The 15,797-nt window shown below is 37.9% G+C and carries 22 protein-coding genes and 1 riboswitch; of the genes, 21 read left to right on the plus strand and 1 reads right to left on the minus strand.

The genetic code is table 11. The features are described from left to right. The first annotated feature begins 8 nt into the window (after positions 1-8). The 21 genes from EFB00_RS06635 (at position 9) to EFB00_RS06730 (ending at position 13,316) form a co-directional block, all read left to right on the plus strand. Positions 9-296: a BMC domain-containing protein gene (locus tag EFB00_RS06635; protein ID WP_122646077.1), complete on the plus strand. Its 288-nt coding sequence runs from the start codon at positions 9-11 to the stop codon at positions 294-296. 84 nt (positions 297-380) lie between these two features. Next, positions 381-959 carry a hypothetical protein gene (locus EFB00_RS06640; RefSeq protein WP_122646078.1) on the plus strand — a complete coding sequence of 193 codons (579 nt, stop codon included), beginning with the start codon at positions 381-383 and terminating at the stop codon, positions 957-959. A gap of 3 nt (positions 960-962) precedes the next feature. After that, positions 963-1,592 carry an ethanolamine utilization phosphate acetyltransferase EutD gene (eutD, locus tag EFB00_RS06645; RefSeq protein ID WP_122646079.1) on the plus strand — a complete coding sequence of 210 codons (630 nt, stop codon included), beginning with the start codon at positions 963-965 and terminating at the stop codon, positions 1,590-1,592. Between the two features lie 15 nt (positions 1,593-1,607). Next, on the plus strand, positions 1,608-2,219 hold the full coding sequence (locus EFB00_RS06650) for a hypothetical protein (RefSeq protein WP_122646080.1): 612 nt from the start codon (positions 1,608-1,610) through the stop codon (positions 2,217-2,219). Positions 2,220-2,234: 15 nt separating this feature from the next. Beyond that, the gene (locus EFB00_RS06655) at positions 2,235-2,504 is read left to right on the plus strand and encodes a EutN/CcmL family microcompartment protein (protein ID WP_122646081.1); all 270 of its coding nucleotides are present in this window, start codon (positions 2,235-2,237) and stop codon (positions 2,502-2,504) included. 12 nt (positions 2,505-2,516) lie between these two features. Then, positions 2,517-3,617 carry an ethanolamine utilization protein EutH gene (gene eutH / locus EFB00_RS06660; RefSeq protein ID WP_122646082.1) on the plus strand — a complete coding sequence of 367 codons (1,101 nt, stop codon included), beginning with the start codon at positions 2,517-2,519 and terminating at the stop codon, positions 3,615-3,617. Position 3,618: 1 nt separating this feature from the next. Then, positions 3,619-4,062: a cupin domain-containing protein gene (locus tag EFB00_RS06665; protein WP_122646083.1), complete on the plus strand. Its 444-nt coding sequence runs from the start codon at positions 3,619-3,621 to the stop codon at positions 4,060-4,062. A gap of 26 nt (positions 4,063-4,088) precedes the next feature. After that, a riboswitch (cobalamin riboswitch) is annotated at positions 4,089-4,268 on the plus strand. A gap of 146 nt (positions 4,269-4,414) precedes the next feature. Beyond that, positions 4,415-4,807, plus strand: a complete 393-nt coding sequence (locus EFB00_RS06670) for a DUF4430 domain-containing protein (RefSeq protein WP_122646084.1) — start codon at positions 4,415-4,417, stop codon at positions 4,805-4,807. Between the two features lie 37 nt (positions 4,808-4,844). Further along, positions 4,845-5,387, plus strand: a complete 543-nt coding sequence (locus tag EFB00_RS06675; RefSeq protein ID WP_122646085.1) for an ECF transporter S component — start codon at positions 4,845-4,847, stop codon at positions 5,385-5,387. 126 nt (positions 5,388-5,513) lie between these two features. Beyond that, the gene (locus EFB00_RS13730; RefSeq protein WP_277424023.1) at positions 5,514-5,645 is read left to right on the plus strand and encodes a hypothetical protein; all 132 of its coding nucleotides are present in this window, start codon (positions 5,514-5,516) and stop codon (positions 5,643-5,645) included. 271 nt (positions 5,646-5,916) lie between these two features. Beyond that, positions 5,917-7,251, plus strand: a complete 1,335-nt coding sequence (locus EFB00_RS06680; RefSeq protein ID WP_122646086.1) for a Y-family DNA polymerase — start codon at positions 5,917-5,919, stop codon at positions 7,249-7,251. Beyond that, positions 7,248-7,601, plus strand: coding sequence for a hypothetical protein (locus EFB00_RS06685; protein ID WP_122646087.1), 354 nt, complete (start codon positions 7,248-7,250; stop codon positions 7,599-7,601). The genes EFB00_RS06680 and EFB00_RS06685 overlap by 4 nt, the downstream gene beginning before the upstream one ends. Positions 7,602-8,004: 403 nt before the next feature. After that, positions 8,005-8,145, plus strand: coding sequence for a CAT RNA binding domain-containing protein (locus tag EFB00_RS06690; RefSeq protein ID WP_206423465.1), 141 nt, complete (start codon positions 8,005-8,007; stop codon positions 8,143-8,145). A 139-nt stretch (positions 8,146-8,284) separates the two neighbouring features. Beyond that, positions 8,285-8,659, plus strand: coding sequence for a PTS sugar transporter subunit IIA (locus EFB00_RS06695; protein ID WP_122646088.1), 375 nt, complete (start codon positions 8,285-8,287; stop codon positions 8,657-8,659). Beyond that, entirely contained in the window at positions 8,656-9,147 is a 492-nt protein-coding gene (locus EFB00_RS06700) for a PTS sugar transporter subunit IIB (RefSeq protein ID WP_122646089.1), read from the plus strand. The genes EFB00_RS06695 and EFB00_RS06700 overlap by 4 nt, the downstream gene beginning before the upstream one ends. Beyond that, a complete protein-coding gene (locus EFB00_RS06705; RefSeq protein ID WP_122646090.1) occupies positions 9,138-9,926 on the plus strand; it encodes a PTS mannose/fructose/sorbose/N-acetylgalactosamine transporter subunit IIC in 789 nt (262 codons plus the stop codon). The genes EFB00_RS06700 and EFB00_RS06705 overlap by 10 nt, the downstream gene beginning before the upstream one ends. Next, positions 9,910-10,710 carry a PTS system mannose/fructose/sorbose family transporter subunit IID gene (locus EFB00_RS06710; RefSeq protein ID WP_122646091.1) on the plus strand — a complete coding sequence of 267 codons (801 nt, stop codon included), beginning with the start codon at positions 9,910-9,912 and terminating at the stop codon, positions 10,708-10,710. Before EFB00_RS06705 ends, EFB00_RS06710 begins: the two co-directional genes overlap by 17 nt. Positions 10,711-10,721: 11 nt before the next feature. Next, a complete protein-coding gene (locus tag EFB00_RS06715; protein WP_122646092.1) occupies positions 10,722-11,423 on the plus strand; it encodes an SIS domain-containing protein in 702 nt (233 codons plus the stop codon). Then, positions 11,398-12,573, plus strand: coding sequence for a MalY/PatB family protein (locus EFB00_RS06720; RefSeq protein WP_164709439.1), 1,176 nt, complete (start codon positions 11,398-11,400; stop codon positions 12,571-12,573). The genes EFB00_RS06715 and EFB00_RS06720 overlap by 26 nt, the downstream gene beginning before the upstream one ends. A 128-nt stretch (positions 12,574-12,701) precedes the next feature. Then, positions 12,702-12,965 (plus strand): hypothetical protein, encoded by a 264-nt coding sequence (locus tag EFB00_RS06725; RefSeq protein ID WP_122646094.1) that lies wholly within the window; start codon positions 12,702-12,704, stop codon positions 12,963-12,965. A gap of 9 nt (positions 12,966-12,974) precedes the next feature. After that, positions 12,975-13,316, plus strand: a complete 342-nt coding sequence (locus EFB00_RS06730) for a hypothetical protein (protein WP_164709440.1) — start codon at positions 12,975-12,977, stop codon at positions 13,314-13,316. A 119-nt stretch (positions 13,317-13,435) separates the two neighbouring features. Here the strand turns inward: EFB00_RS06730 and EFB00_RS06735 are convergent, their stop codons facing one another. Further along, positions 13,436-14,941 carry a helix-turn-helix domain-containing protein gene (locus tag EFB00_RS06735; RefSeq protein WP_122646096.1) on the minus strand — a complete coding sequence of 502 codons (1,506 nt, stop codon included), beginning with the start codon at positions 14,939-14,941 and terminating at the stop codon, positions 13,436-13,438. Positions 14,942-15,797 lie beyond the last annotated feature (856 nt).

Below are 15,797 nucleotides of genomic sequence, written 5' to 3' on the forward strand. Positions count from 1 at the left end.
AATTTATAATGTCAAGTACAAACGCTTTGGGAATGATCGAAACACGTGGGTTAGTAGGAGCAGTAGAGGCTGCGGATGCAATGGTAAAGGCAGCTAACGTGACATTGATTGGGAAAGAACAAGTGGGTGGAGGATTAGTTACTGTAATGGTTCGTGGAGATGTCGGTGCGGTGAAAGCAGCAACAGACGCAGGGGCTGCAGCAGCCGAACGTGTAGGTGAACTTCTGTCTGTTCATGTGATTCCACGGCCTCATTCTGAAGTAGATGCTATTTTGCCTCACGCTGCTGAAATGTAAAAAAGACAAAATAGAGGAACTGTGGCATGAGCAGCGGGAAAATGACTTGTGTCACAGTTCCGTTCAGTTTGAAAGGGAACGCTGATGAAAGTAATCACTGAAGAGAAGATTCGCCAACTGATATTAAAAAAGGAGCTTTATGATGGTGCATGTTATGATGTTTCATCATCCAGCTTACTCACTCCCTCTGCTCAAAGCTATTTACGAGAACATCATATTGAGATACGAAAAAAAGCAGAGATAACTAATGAAAAATACTTAAAAAAAGCATCTTCATCTATTCAGCACTCAATTTCTGGACAATTTACTAAAGATACGGATCAGATAATGAAATTAGAGATTATACATCTAATCAACCTGCTTTATTTTCCAATAATACCTGAAATTTTCTTCGAGGAAAATGAATGGCAATTTTTCCAGAAACAACAGAAATGGCTAAAAGATTTTTCTGAAAATCAATACACCATGCAAGGCTTTGCTGAACCGTCTCCCTTTAAATCAAAAAAGATAAAAAATACTCGTAGTTGGCAATATTTAATTGGCGAGATTTCTTATCAAATTGGAAAAATACAAATTAGATTGACAGATGAAGAAAAGAAAAAAGTTTTTGATCAATGGAGTAAAAGTTTTTTTGCTGTAATTCAATCGTATATCGAAGAGTAGGAGATGAAAAGTTTGGAACAACTTGCAGAGATTATAAATGAAGTTGTCAAACGTGTAAGAGAAGAAACACTGTCTTTTGAGGTAGAAGCTTCAGGAAGACACATTCATTTATCTCGAGAAGCAATCGATAGGTTATTTGGTGAAGGTCATCAGCTGACAAAAGTAAAGGATCTTTCTCAACCTGGACAATTTGTCTGCCAAGAAAGAATTACGATTTCAGGGCCTAAAGGATTGTTTAAAAATGTTGTTATTTTAGGACCCGAAAGAAAGAATTCACAGGTGGAAGTGTCATTAACAGATGCACGGGAGTTGGGAATAAGGGTACCTATTCGCGAGAGCGGGAATATTGAAGATACTCCTGGTATTGTCTTAATGAATGGCGATAAGGTTCTTCACTTAGACAAAGGTCTGATTGTTGCTAAGCGACATATTCATATGACTCCGGAAGATGCTCGAAAAAATCAAGTGGAGAATGGTCAAATCGTAAAGGTAAAAATCAATAGTGAACGTGCATTGATTTTTGATGATGTTGTAGTACGTGTCAGTCCTAAATTTGCTACATATATGCATATTGATTACGACGAGGCAAATGCGTGTGGTCTGAATAAGGGGGACCGCGGAGCCATAATTTAATAAGGAGGCTCATAAATGAAAGTATCTGAAATTGAAAACGTTATCCAATTCGTTACAAAAAAAATCTATGAATCTCAAATTAGAACTAAAAAATATATTATCGCCCATAATGCCCCTTTTAAAAACTATCCCTGTAAAATGATCTATGAATTGGATGATGTAGAGTGGGTAGATGCAAATCAAACAACAAATGCTCAAGGTCTTATTGTAGATTCACTATCTTTGAAACAGGCAGTAAGTATTGCAAATTTAATGCCGCAAGATCAATTATGTATACAAATTCTAGATTTTCTTTTTAAAGGAAAACCGGTTTGGGTGGTAGGAGATGCGGGTACTTATGAAAAATTATTACAGAAAAATAAATATAGACTTAGAGAAAAAATTCAAGATATACAAAAACAATGTCAGGGCTATGGTATCGTTTTTTTTGATAAAGAACAATCTTTTGTCGATATCTTGCGAGATATTCCTAAAGAAACGAAAACAAAGAGTATGATTGTACCTTCATTTATTACAGAAAAGAAATTGATACAGTTATTTGAACACGGAAACATAGTCTTACCTGTAAACAGTCGTTTGACACCTTTAGCAAAAGATTTTGCAAAAGAACATGATATTGAAATTTAAGGAGAGCGGATCGATATGTTATTAGGAAAAGTGTCAGGAAGTGTATGGTCTACACGAAAAGATGAAAAGTTAAACGGCTGGAAATTTATGGTTGTGCAAGTTTGGGATACGGAAACGAAAGAGCAAAAAAAATCACTGATTGCAGCTGATAATGCTGGTGCGGGAATTGGAGATATGGTTTTGATCACGCAAGGTCAGGCGGCAAGAATCTCGGCAGAAAAAATGGATGTTCCAATAGACGCGATGATTGTAGGAATAGTAGATTCCTTAGACACGGAAAATTAAGGAGGCGATCAAATGAGTATCAATGAAATTATTATGTATATCATGGTTCTTTTTATGGTTATCGGCGGAATCGATAAATGTATTGGTAATAAGCTAGGACTGGGCGAAAAGTTTGAAGAAGGTATTATGGCTATGGGATCTTTGGCATTGTCCATGGTGGGGATTATTACTTTAGCACCGGTACTTGCCAATATTTTAAGTCCAATTGTCGTACCTGTTTATACTTTATTAGGTGCCGATCCGTCAATGTTTGCAACGACCCTATTAGCTAATGACATGGGAGGGTTTGCTCTAGCGCAGCAAATGGCGCATGATCCGCAAGCAGGTTTGTTTGCTGGTGCGATTTTAGGTGCAATGATGGGACCAACGATTGTATTTACAATTCCAGTAGCCTTGGGAATCATTGAAAAAGAAGACCAGCGTTTTTTAGCAACAGGTGTTTTATGCGGTATCATCACAATCCCAATCGGATGTTTTGTTGGTGGTTTAGTAGCTGGTATGCCAATAGGTATGATTTTATCAAACTTAGTACCAATCGTACTAGTAGCTGCCTTAATTATCTTAGGATTATGGCTTATACCAGATGGCATGATTAAAGGTTTTACTGTATTTGGTCAAGGAGTCGTCATTGTAGCAATTTTTGGTTTGATTATTGGAGCGATTCAACAATTAGTAGGAATTACTTTGATCAAAGGTATTGCACCTGTTTCAGAAGGAATCGAGGTTGTTGGTGGAATTGCGCTTACTTTAGCAGGTGCATTTTGTTTGGTAGCATTTATCACGAAAGTATTTAATAAACCATTGCTCAAATTAGGTGAAGCGATGGGAATGAATGAAATTGCAGCGGCTGGAATGGTGGCTACATTGGCCAATAATATTCCCATGTTCCAAATGATGAAGGATATGGATAATAGAGGGAAAATTATCAATGTGGCTTTTGCTGTATCTGCTTCATTTGTGCTGGGAGATCATTTAGGATTTACAGCAGGGGTGGCAAAAGAGATGATTTTTCCAATGATGGTTGGTAAATTGGTTGCGGGAGTAACTGCGATTTTTGTAGCAATTTTTATGGCTAACAGAATGTTAGGTAAGAAGGCTGAGGTGCAACAGTAGTATGTCAGAGTTAAGTCGTGAAATGATAGAGAGTTTAGTACGACAGTTGGTAAATGAAAAATTAATGCCTACTAAAAAAATAGATCCAAGTGGAGTTTTATCAATCAAATTACCAGAAATCAATGTATCAGAGGAAGATCGTTTGGATACGGGAAAACCTTCCGATATTGTTTATACAAAAGATTTGATTTCATTACAAGAAAGCCCACGTTTAGGATGCGGGCTAATGATAATGAAAGACACGACATTTGATTGGCTGTTAGAGTACGATGAAATTGATTATGTTATCTCTGGTCAATTAAGTATTCTAATAGAGGATCGAGAAATTTCTGCTGGACCAGGTGAGATTATATTGATACCTAAAGGCAATCATATCAAATTTTCAGTTACTGGTGAAGCTCGCTTCCTCTACATCACCTATCCTGCCAATTGGCAAGATCAATAGAAGTGGATGATTTAAGACACGAGGTATTGTATGATAGAAATATAAAACTAAATATCAGCTAGAGATATTAGGGAATGAGGTGCGAATCCTCAACAGCCCCTTTCTACTGTGACATGGACGAAATCTTATTACTCACTGAGAGAATCTTGGGAAGAGAAGATAGTAGGTCGAAATGAAGTCAGGATATCTAATTTCTTTAGCGCTGGATAAATATCAGGGTGGTACATCCAGCAATCACGGACAATATTTTGTTTTTGTAAGAAAAGCTTATAATATTGTGACGGGACTGCTGTTATTAAAGACACTCTTTAGTGTCTTTTTTTTACGAAAAAAATAACTGAGGTGATGAGAAATGAAAAAAGTAGTAGGAATATTAATGGTAATGATCGTCGGTATTATTTTGTCCGGATGCAGCGATAACCCTCAAGATGCTCAAGAATCAGCAAGTACCGAACAAACTGTGCAAGCAAAAGTCGAGGTCATTTTAAAGGAAGATGATAAAGAAATCAGCTCTAAATCGATCGACTTTAAAGACGGAGACAGTCTGTATGACGTCATGAAAAACAACTTCGAAATCAAAGACGATAACGGTTTTATTACTTCTATTGATGGACACACGCAAAATCAAGATCAGCAAAAATACTGGATGTACACTGTGAATGGTGAGGAAGCAACGACAGGCGCAAAAGAGTTGAAAGTAAAAAATGGTGACGAGATAGTCTTTAACTTGGCGGGTATGAAGTAGTATGGTCTAAACGAAAATTTGATTGTGAGGTTTCTATATGCGGTATAAGACAAGAGAAATCGCGGTACTATCGTTACTGACAGCTCTTTGTGTCGTGGGGCGGCTGCTGACGAACTGGCTGCCGAATATGCAACCGATCACGGCAATCTTACTGCTGATCAGCTTTTATATGGGGTGGCGGCAAGCGATGGTGGTCAGTACATTATCGATATTGATCACCAACTTTTATTTGGGCATGGGAATTTGGACGTTTGCCCAGATTCTGTCCTTTATTTTAGTGATCATCTTTAGCAGCCTGTTGGACCACTATCTTCCTTGGCTGACGAAAAGGCTGGTTTTCCAAGTCATCCTGTGTGTCGCCGTAAGTATGCTGTATGGTTTTCTCGTAACATTGATGTTGGCTCCTTTTTGGGGCGTAACGAAATTTTGGCCCTACTATTTGGCGGGAGTCAGCTTCGATGTGATGCATAGTATCAGCACGGTCGGATTTTTCTTAGTATTGAAGCAGCCTCTTTCCAAAATATTTGGTCAGTATCTTCGTGTAGAGACCACCAAAGTAAAGCAAATCGATTCGAAATAAGTAACTTTAGAAAATTTTTTGAAGTATTCTATTTATTGAGGGTTAGTATAGTCAGAACTTAGGGGGGAATTCACCTCCGCCTAAACAGTCGTCGGTGCTACGATCCTCAATACGATCATTGTGGAAGTGACTCGCAACCTGATCGCCGAGGGCATCCAGTATCCGCCAATCTTTTATTCAGCCAACTTAGACGGCGGCGATAAATTGAATCAAGAGCTTTTTGAAAATTATCGAGAAATGATCCACTATCGTTTGTAAGAAATATTAAAACATACCAGCCTACAGTTAAACTGTGGGGCTGGTATGTTTTTTATCATCCTAGTATTTTTTAGTTTACAGGTTATTTATAACAGATTTATCAAAAAAACTGTTTAATAAAAAAACATATATGACAGTAAATACTGAGGTTAATTAACTAATTTTCTTAAATCCGTTGTAGTGGAGATATCAGATAAATTTCAAAAAATAATTTTGTTCGCTTTACAAAAACAAACATACGTTCGTATAATGAGTTAGAGAGGTGTTTGTTATGGCGAATTTCGATTATTCTAAAGAACCATTGCGTGATATTTTAATGATCGACGTCAAATCGTTTTATGCTTCGGTAGAATGTGTGGAACATGGATTAAATCCGCTCACAGCGATGGTGGTCGTTATGTCTCAAAGTGACAATACTGGCAATGGTCTGATCCTGGCAGCATCTCCCATGGCAAAAAAAGTTCTCGGAATAACCAATGTTTCCAGAGCAGACAATCTGCCGGATCATCCAGATCTTTTCAAATTTCAGCCCAGAATGAACTTTTATATCGAAAAAAATTTAGCCGTGAACAACGTGTTCAGACGCTACGTAGCAGATGAGGATTTGTTAATTTATTCGATCGATGAATCAATCTTGGATGTAACGCATTCCCTTAATCTATTTTTTCCTTCACCGGAAATGAGCAGAAAAGAAAAACGCTGGCGGATGGCACGAACCCTTCAAAAAGCGGTATTCAAAGAGACTGGATTATATGTCACAGTAGGCATCGGTGATAATCCGCTGCTTGCAAAGCTGGCGTTAGACAATGAATCAAAACATAATCGCTCGTTGATCGCGGAATGGACCTATCAAGATGTTGAATCAAAAATATGGAATATTCCTGAACTCACTGATTTTTGGGGAATCGGCTCGCGGACGAAAAAACGTTTGTACAAATTAGGGATCGATACTGTAAAACAGCTAGCCAATGCAGATGTTTATCGGCTAAAAAACGACAGCGGAGTATTAGGTGTACAGCTTTATTTTCACGCCAATGGCATCGATCGTTCAATACTTTCTGAGCCGAGGCAACAGAAGTCAGTAGAAAAAAGTTATGGCAACAGCCAAGTGTTGAACCGCAATTATTTCAAACAAGAAGAAATCGAGATCGTTGTAAAAGAGATGGCTGAACAAGTGGCGACCCGTATTCGTAGGCATCATGCGCAAACCCAATGCGTCCACTTATGGATCGGTTCCGCATTTGGCGAGGCAAGCAAGGGATTCTCCCATCAGATGAAGATTCCCGCAACCGATCACACGAAAACATTGGTCCAGCACTGCTTGTATCTTTTTCGCAAACACTACACAGGTCAAGCGGTCCGTCATGTAGGGATCACTTATTCGAAACTCATTTTTACGGAAAATGTGCAGCTGGACTTGTTCAGTGATCCTGACAAAATGTTGAAGGAAAGAAATTTGGATCAGATCGTTGATCAGATTCGGGAAAAATACGGATTTACTTCGTTGATTCATGCCAACAGCAAATTGACTGGCGGTCGTGCCATCGCCCGCAGCAAACTCGTTGGCGGACATTTCGGAGGAGCAGGGGGATTGGATGGCTTATGAGACAAGAAGACTATGAAGATCGCGGCATAATAAAGTGGAAAGGTTTTTATCTTTCCGATCACACGGCAAAGTTATCCGCGCTGGATCAACAGCGAAATCGTGTGATTCTTCCAAAGAAGAAAATGACGGAACAGGAAATCAATCATGTATTGACAGAAGCCAGATTGAAAGACAAAGCGATCGCTATTCAACTAGATGTAAAAAAAGATAACGCATTTCAAGACGATGTGGTGGGTAAAGTAAATGGGTATGATGAGCTGGGAATTTTTGTCGGTGTTGAACATGTGCTGTATGAAGAGATCCGTCATGTCGAGATTCATGTACAGAAAAAGTGGTCTAGTTTGGATTGATAACGGACAAATAGTAAAAAGAAAGACAAGAAATTTTGTTAATTCAATTTGGAGATTTATTTTTTATTTGTTCGCTTGACAAGAAACAAACGTTTTCATTAGAATGTATTCAGATAGTTTAAATCAAATAAAAAAAGGCACCTTGCAGTTCGTTGGCGCGAATCTACAAGGCCTTGATAAGTCAACTACACTGACCATCAAGTTGCCATAGTTAGTGCAAGCACTAACCTTATTTATTGTACCTAATTTCTTTCGGGATTTCTACCAATTTATTGGAATTTTTTAATCAAGTTAGGTCTATTTTGAGGGGATTGTTGCTCGTTTATTTGCTATGTCAGAGGTATTGGACAGTTGTCTGGTACCTCTTTTTTTATTTGATTTGGCTATCAGAAAGGGTGGGAGTATGGTGGTAATTCAAGTATTGTCGCACAATGCGGTGATCGCAAAAGAAATGGATAAGAAAGGAGAGTGGGTGCTAGTGCAGCGGGGCATCGGATTTGGGAAGAAACGAGCGGGGCATCGGATTTGGGAAGAAACGAGGTGATAGTGTTAATACAAAACATGCGCAACAGTATCGAAAAATTGAATAATATATGTTGGAGAGTAACTGGTAGGCAGGCTTGATCCATTTCACTATTGTGGAGTGTATCAAGTCTGTTTTTGTTTTTAAGGAGGGCATAAAAATGAAGATTATTTTATGTGGCCATGGTTATTATGGCAATGCGCTTAAAGAGAGTGCGGAGATGATAGCGGGTTCTCAACCGCAACTTACAGCGATTGATTTTACTCCAGAGTTGGCTGTAAAAGACTTAGTCATGAAGATGCAGGAAGTAATCTTGGAAAATGAACACGAAGAAATTATTATTTTGACGGATATTCCAGGAGGCAGTCCAGCAAATGCCGCAACACTCTGTAAGAAGCTATATCCTACTATCCATGTAGTGACTGGTTGTTCACTAGTATTACTTTTATCACTATTGTTAACAAAAGATATCAGTGAGGCTTGTCAAGATGGACAGCAGGCAATGCAAGAAATTCGATTGGAGGAAATGAAATGATTGTAGCGATTCGGATTGATGAACGATTGATTCACGGACAAGTTGCGACAATGTGGACGAATAGTTTGAAAGTCACTCGTATTATGGTAGTTGATGACACGATTATAAAAAATGAAATGGAAAAAGAAGTGTTGAAACTGGCGAAACCGGGGAACGTAAAGCTTAGTATCTTATCCGTTCGTACAGCTGCCGATAGGATTCTAGCTGATAATTATGAGGATCAACGTGTGTTTTTACTGGTAAAAAATCCAGAAACGTTAGTTCAGTTGATTTCATATGGAGTAGCCATTAAGGAAGTCAATGTGGGAAATTTATCTGCAACTGTAAATAGTCGAGCTGTAACAAAATCTGTCCATGTTGATGATAAACAAGCCAAAGCCTTTAAAGAACTTCATGATGCCAAAGTAAATTTGCAATATCAAATGGTTCCTAATGAAGAAGGACGTGACTTTTATAAAATGATGGAGGATGTTGGAAAATGGAATTGAGTGTTTGGCAATTAGGCATATTGATCATTTTTTCTTTTTTTACGATCTTAGATTCTTTGTCTTTGAACCTAGGTTGTCAATTTCCCGTAATCGTTGGAGCATTTGTTGGTATGGTCATCGGTGATTTAAGGTTGGGATTGATGATCGGGTCTACATTGCAATTGATGGTCTTAGGAGTTGGAACTTATGGTGGCGCCTCTGTTCCTGATTTTACGACTGGGGCGATCGTTGGGACAGTCTATGCATATCTAACAGGTGGAGATGTAGAATTTGCCCTTGCATTAGCGGTACCTGTAGGGCTGCTAATGGTTCAATTAGATGTTTTAGCTCGTTTTAGTAACACTTTCTTTTTACATCGAGTAGATCGAAGTATTGAAAGAATGGATTTAAAAGGCATTCGCCGCAATATCTTATTAGGGGCATTGCCATGGGGATTATCTCGAGCGATTCCTGTGTCAATCATGCTTATTTTTGGACGTGGCGTTATAAATGCAATCGTAAATCAATTACCAGATTGGCTAATGGGTGGATTAAAAGTTTCGGGTGGCTTGTTACCAGTCGTTGGGATTGCTGTGCTACTTCGCTATTTGCCGACAAAGAAATTTTTCCCATATCTTATTATTGGATTTTTTTGTGCAGCCTATTTAAAGGTGCCAATGCTTGGGGTCGCGTGTGTGGGAAGTGCCATTGCTCTGATTGCGTATAATAATCAAATTCAGAACAAACCCGTCTTTGTAAATGCCGTTAGTTCAGAAGGAGAAGATGATTATGAAGAATGAAGCGACTAAAAAAGAATTATTACAAATGAATACTCGTTGGATATTTACCAGTCAAATTTGCTGGAATTACGAACGGATGATGTCTACAGGGTATTTGTACTCTATCCTGCCATTTTTAGAAAAAAATTATCCCAATAAACAGGATTTGCAATCAATGTTACGAATGCACAACCAATTTTTCAATAGTAATCCAATGACCGGTACGTTGATTCTTGGAATCGATCAAGCGATCGAAGAAAAAGAAGGGATCAAATCAAAAGAGGTCGTTACTGGAATCAAGACCGGATTGATGGGGCCATTTGCTGGCGTAGGAGATACATTGTTCGGTGTTCTTTTGCCAACCATCATGGGTTCGATTGCTGCTTATATGGGGCTTCAAGGAAATGTTACTGGAGTCTTGCTATGGATTGCGGCAAATATCAGCGTTGTTGTTTTGCGATATTTTTTGATGCTGAGTGGTTATCGTCAAGGAACAAAATTAGTGAACGAAATGGGAAATCGTCTGCAGATTCTCACGGATACAGCGATTCTTTTAGGAATGACAGTAGTTGGTGCGTTGATTCCGACTGTAGTGAATGCGCCTATTTCTTTCATCTACAAATCTGGTGAGGTAGAAATGAAACTTCAAGAGATTCTGGATCAAGTAATGCCATCGTTGATTCCGGTTTTACTTGTTATGCTTGTCTATCATCTATTGGGAAAGAAAAAAATGACTTCCTCAAAAGCGATTTTATTCATTATGATTTTAGGCATTGTTCTTTATAATTTACACATTTTAGGATAGGAGAGAAAAAAATGAGTTTAGCATATTTTGATTATTGTGAGGAATTGGCTGTTGTTTTAAGGAAAGAAGAACCTAAGATGAGAGAGGCAGGAAAACGAATCGCTGTTGCAATTGCAAATGGAGGGATACTTCAAGCCTTCGGTAGCGGACATTCACATGCAGGCGCAATTGAAATATCGGGCAGAGCAGGCGGATTGATCCCTACAAAAGCTATCATCGATCCAGCAAATGGCATGTATGAAAGCATCGAAGGCGTCGGTAATCTGCTGGCTAAAAAAGTTCAGATAAAAGAGTATGATATTTTTGTTATTATTTCAAATTCTGGAAGGAATCCAGAAGTCATTGAACTAGCAAAATGGGTCAAAGATCATGGGAATGATTTGATTGTTGTAACTGCTTTAGATATCTCAGAAAAAAGTACTTCTCGCCATAGCAGCGGTATGCGTCTTTTTGAATTGGCGGATGTGATTTTGGATAATCATTCTGTTTTTGGAGATGCGGCATTAACGATCGATGGACTAGATACGCCAGTTTGCGGTACTTCCTCTTACGCCGCTACGTTACTTCTCCAACAGACCATGCATTTTGCAATCAATGAATTGGTAACACAAGGAATTAAACCACCAGTCTATAAAAGTGCAAATATTGATGGTGGCAGAGAAGAAAACGATTATTGGGAGAAAAAGTATGCCGATCGAATCTTCCATATGTAAGAAACAACTTCAGTTCCCAGATCGACATGAAACTTGTTCTGTGAAATGGGATCGAAACACGCAAGATGTTTTACCATTTTCTGTTGCAGATATGGATTTTTCAGGGAGCGTTCATCTGATCAATAGATTAAAACAAAGATTAGAGCATCCTGTTTTGGGTTACACAGATCCTTTTCCGAACACAAAACGAACAATCTGTAATTGGTGGAATAGTAGATACCACACGACCATATCAGAAGAAGCAGTGATCTATTCCACCGGTGTTCTTCACAGCTATGTGCAGATTATTGAAGAGTTTACAAGAATCGGTGATAAAATTCTGACTTTCTCGCCGATTTATCCGCCGCTGTTCAATTTGCCTGTTAAATTGGGTCGACCGGTGGTTTTCAGTGAATTGATAAACGACAATTGGCAAATTGATTGTGAAGATGTAGAGAAAAAAATCCGCTCTGATCCAACGATCCGTCTATTGGTTCTATGTAATCCCCATAATCCAGTCTGTAAAGTATGGGGTAAAGTGCTATTGGAAAAATTAGTAATGATTTGTTCGAAATATGATGTATTGCTGGTATCTGATGAGATCCATATTGATCTGAGCTTTATTCCAGCTGTATCTATTTTACAAGTCTCAAGACCACAGGATGCTGTGATTGTGTTAGGATCACCAGTGAAAACTTTTAATGTAGCTGGAATAAAAGGATCTTTTCTATTCTGCCCATCTGTTAAAATTCGCGAACGTTTAGCAATCCGCTTTAAAACAAGAGGAATCTCTGATTTGAATTTATTCGCCTATCAAATGCTAGAAGAGGTGTATGGTAATCCGGAAAACGAAATTTGGTTAGAGCGAGCGAAGAACCAAATTTCAGCTAATTACCAGTTGTTATGTAAAAATATGAAACGATCTTTGCCAAAAGTAGAAATTGCCCCTTTAGAAGCTACCTATCTTGCTTGGATAGATTTGCGGGCCTATTTAACTGATGAACAAATAAAAAAAGCTTGTCACCGAGCAAAAATTACTCTTCACTACGGAAATGAATTTGGTTTGAATGGAGAAGGGTTCATTCGTTGGAATATTGCCTGTGACCCTGTGATTTTGGAAAAGGGAATTGATTTATTTATCAAAGAAGTATCGCGAATAAGTTTAGGCTGAAGTCTCTAAATTAAAAACTGTTTTTCATCATCTGGTTAAGTCAAAATGAGTAACATAAAACAAATAACTTTTCTATAACAGAGGATCAGGAAAATATAACAATAAATCAGGAAAAGAAGATGAGTGGAATGTTATTCAAATATTTAGAAAATGATAATGCAGAAGCGAAAAGTCAAGTGAATGCATTGGAAGAGCCTCATGTCCACATTTTGATTTCCCAAAAATTAGCAAAGATGTTTGGGATCGATCCTCGAAAATTAGCACCTTGTCCTGAAGAGGTAAAGCCTGAGAATACGTTTCTGGCGTCGACCTTTTCATTTGGTGATGAGAATGAAACGATATTATTAGCGCGAAATCTAGCTATGAATTCCACCTATATGGTAGATATCTAACCAGAAGAAGTGGAGGCCGATGAAATCGGCAATGAAGTGCTAATGGGATATGAGGAGGAATATCTTTCTGAAGATGCGACGATCGATCCAGAGAAATTGCCAATAAAGAGCGAGGACTTTCCTGCTGCTTGGGAAGCTTTTGGCTATTATGAGGCACCTCGAGACATGGTAAGAAATATGATCAACATGACTCGTTTCCAAATTTCTGTGATAAAGAATCATTTGCAGCATAATTCTCCAGAAATATCGGATGAGCCTGATCTCAAGCTGTTGAAACTTTACGAATCACTCTTGAACGGAAACATTAGCTTAGAAGAAGCACACAAAAATTACCTAGAAAATAAAGACTAGCTCAGCCGAGAACAGTCAACAAAAAAAGCTGAACAGCTTGTAAGTCCAAATGCGGGACTTACAAGCTGTTTTTTAGTGTCTGAGGATTTATAAAAATGTTAGAAGTTCTCAAGCGTATACTATTGCGGCAATTTATACGCTAGATTTTTCTTTCGATGGTGTTTTTGCAAGTCGCGATACAATGCAACGTAGTTTGTACTATTGCTAAAAAAATTAAAAACGAAAAACGGTGTCTGATTTCCTTCTGGCAACAGTGCGACAGAGGAGCAGATCAAATAATCATAGCGCTCTACTTCATGGATCGAAAAAGGCAATAACTCCACAAATGATAAATCTCGCAGATGTGCCTTGATATCTTGTTGAAACAGCTGGTTGGCTTCCATGATCAAGGAAACATATAGCGGTTGTTTTTGTCCAGATTCCTCAAAGTATTCTAGTGTCAACCACGTGAACAGCTCCGCCAAGCAACCGTTACATCCTTGCAACCAATCAAATTCTTGTCTTTTCATAAATTGCTGGAAAAATGCTGTAACGCGTTCTTTTAATGTTTCGAACAATACAGACTGGTTTTTCCGGAAATAAAGCAATAAGTCGAATAGATTAGGGATCCGCTGAGGAAATACATAGTAGCAAAACAAAACATTATACAGATTGCCATGGATATTAGGATTTTTTTTCAATAAATCAGTATCGCCTCGCAGGATTTTTTTGCTCCAAAATTGTTCGAAACACTCTAACAATTTATTCAGCTGATTTTTCTGCTGAAGATGAGATTGCATTATCGGCAGGCGTGGATCGTTTGGATCAGTATAAGTAGGCGCGTAATGATACATAAACTGGATAAAACGGTATTCGCCTTTAAGTTTTTCAGCTGTTAATGGAAAGAAGGCTTGGAGATTTTCCGGTGCCAAAGGGCTATCTACAACCAATATACCATCGTAGCGCGGATCATCTTCTACGTAAAATCCTTGTTTCGTGCGGATATAGGTGATCTCCGCGAAAAGATAGATTTCTTTAATACCCACGTAATCTTGACCCAAAGGAACTTCCTGCTTTAAAGCTGCTAATGTAGTAGCTAATTCCCCTTCTTCAAAATGATGGAATAATTCCTCGCTGCCTTTAGAAACGGCCCAGACGAAATTGAAAAAAGTCAAACGGATCAGCCGTTCATCGCCTTTTAGTGTCAATTTGCTGCGATTGAATGTTAAACCAAATTGTTGAATGTACTCTGCTAGCGGTTGTAAGTAGCGCATAGCAGAAGCGATGCTTATGTATTGAATCTCGCAAAAGTTGACCAATTCCTTTTCGGGAAACTGCAACATGAAAAGAAGTGCCTGATAAGGAATGCTTCGTCTGATCAAAAACGAGAAATACTGTTCATAGGTGACCAATCCCGGCTCCCAACAAAGCTGTCCTTGTGGTGAAAAAAAAGATTCTTTTTGATCTTGCAACGCTCGAAAATCTTCAAGCATCTCCATCAACAAAGACTGCGTACTGCTGTAAGCAAATCCCAATCCATCATTGATAGATTTCACCGAATATTCCCCAGCAGGCAACGTTTCAAGAAAATAGGTGATCTTCAGTTTTTTCTGTTCTTTTTTTGATAACAAAATAGACGCCAGCATATCCCTCACCCTCAGCTCTTAATATCTAATTACATTATAATTAAAGCGCGTATTTATTGCAAACTTCTAATGAAACGGCTGAAATAAATAACGTTATAAGTAAATATATCCAGAAAATTTACGATAATTTTACCCTATTACACGGCTGTTTTTACACGAACAATATTTATCTATAAATAAAAATAATTCGTTTTATACAAATAAAAACCAACAGCAAAGTACCTCGACAGATGGATTCGAGTATTTCTATGGAAGAAAAAAGTGAGTGAACTATCTATGAAAATAATATTGACGAAATCCACTAATGGATACAACTGTTACTAAGACAGCAATAGATTTGTTGAAGGACATTGCTCTGAATTGCTATCTACTTTGATGTGCTAAATCTGACAAAGAAATATAAGTAAATAATAGTAGAAAAAAATCGGAAGAAGACAAATAAGAAAATAAATCAGTTACTAGAAGCTGAACCAACTGTAAAATATGCCATCAAGCAGCACAAACAATTACTGGAGACGTAACGATAAAGCTAATACCCTAAAAACAATGCAAGCTGATTCCTACGAGTCGTTTGGTCTTAAAAAACTACATCTATCTACCTCCTTTCTTCAAAAGGCTACTGACTGTAAGAGACCCATCAGTTTTTAAGGTGTTCTTTTTAGAACATCTATGACCATAACGATCTTTATTTTAACAAGAAATTATTTGTTAATAAAAAACAAAAATAAAAGATAATAATGTTCGTTTTAAATTATCAATTTCTGGTAGTGAGTTTCTCTTTTTTGATAATTTTACAATAAATTTAAAAATATATGTTTTTTAAAAGTGTCATAAACGCTTATAAATATGCTTTTTT

It is taken from the genome of Enterococcus mediterraneensis (genome assembly GCF_900604485.1).
GTDB classification, from domain to species: domain Bacteria; phylum Bacillota; class Bacilli; order Lactobacillales; family Enterococcaceae; genus Enterococcus_C; species Enterococcus_C mediterraneensis.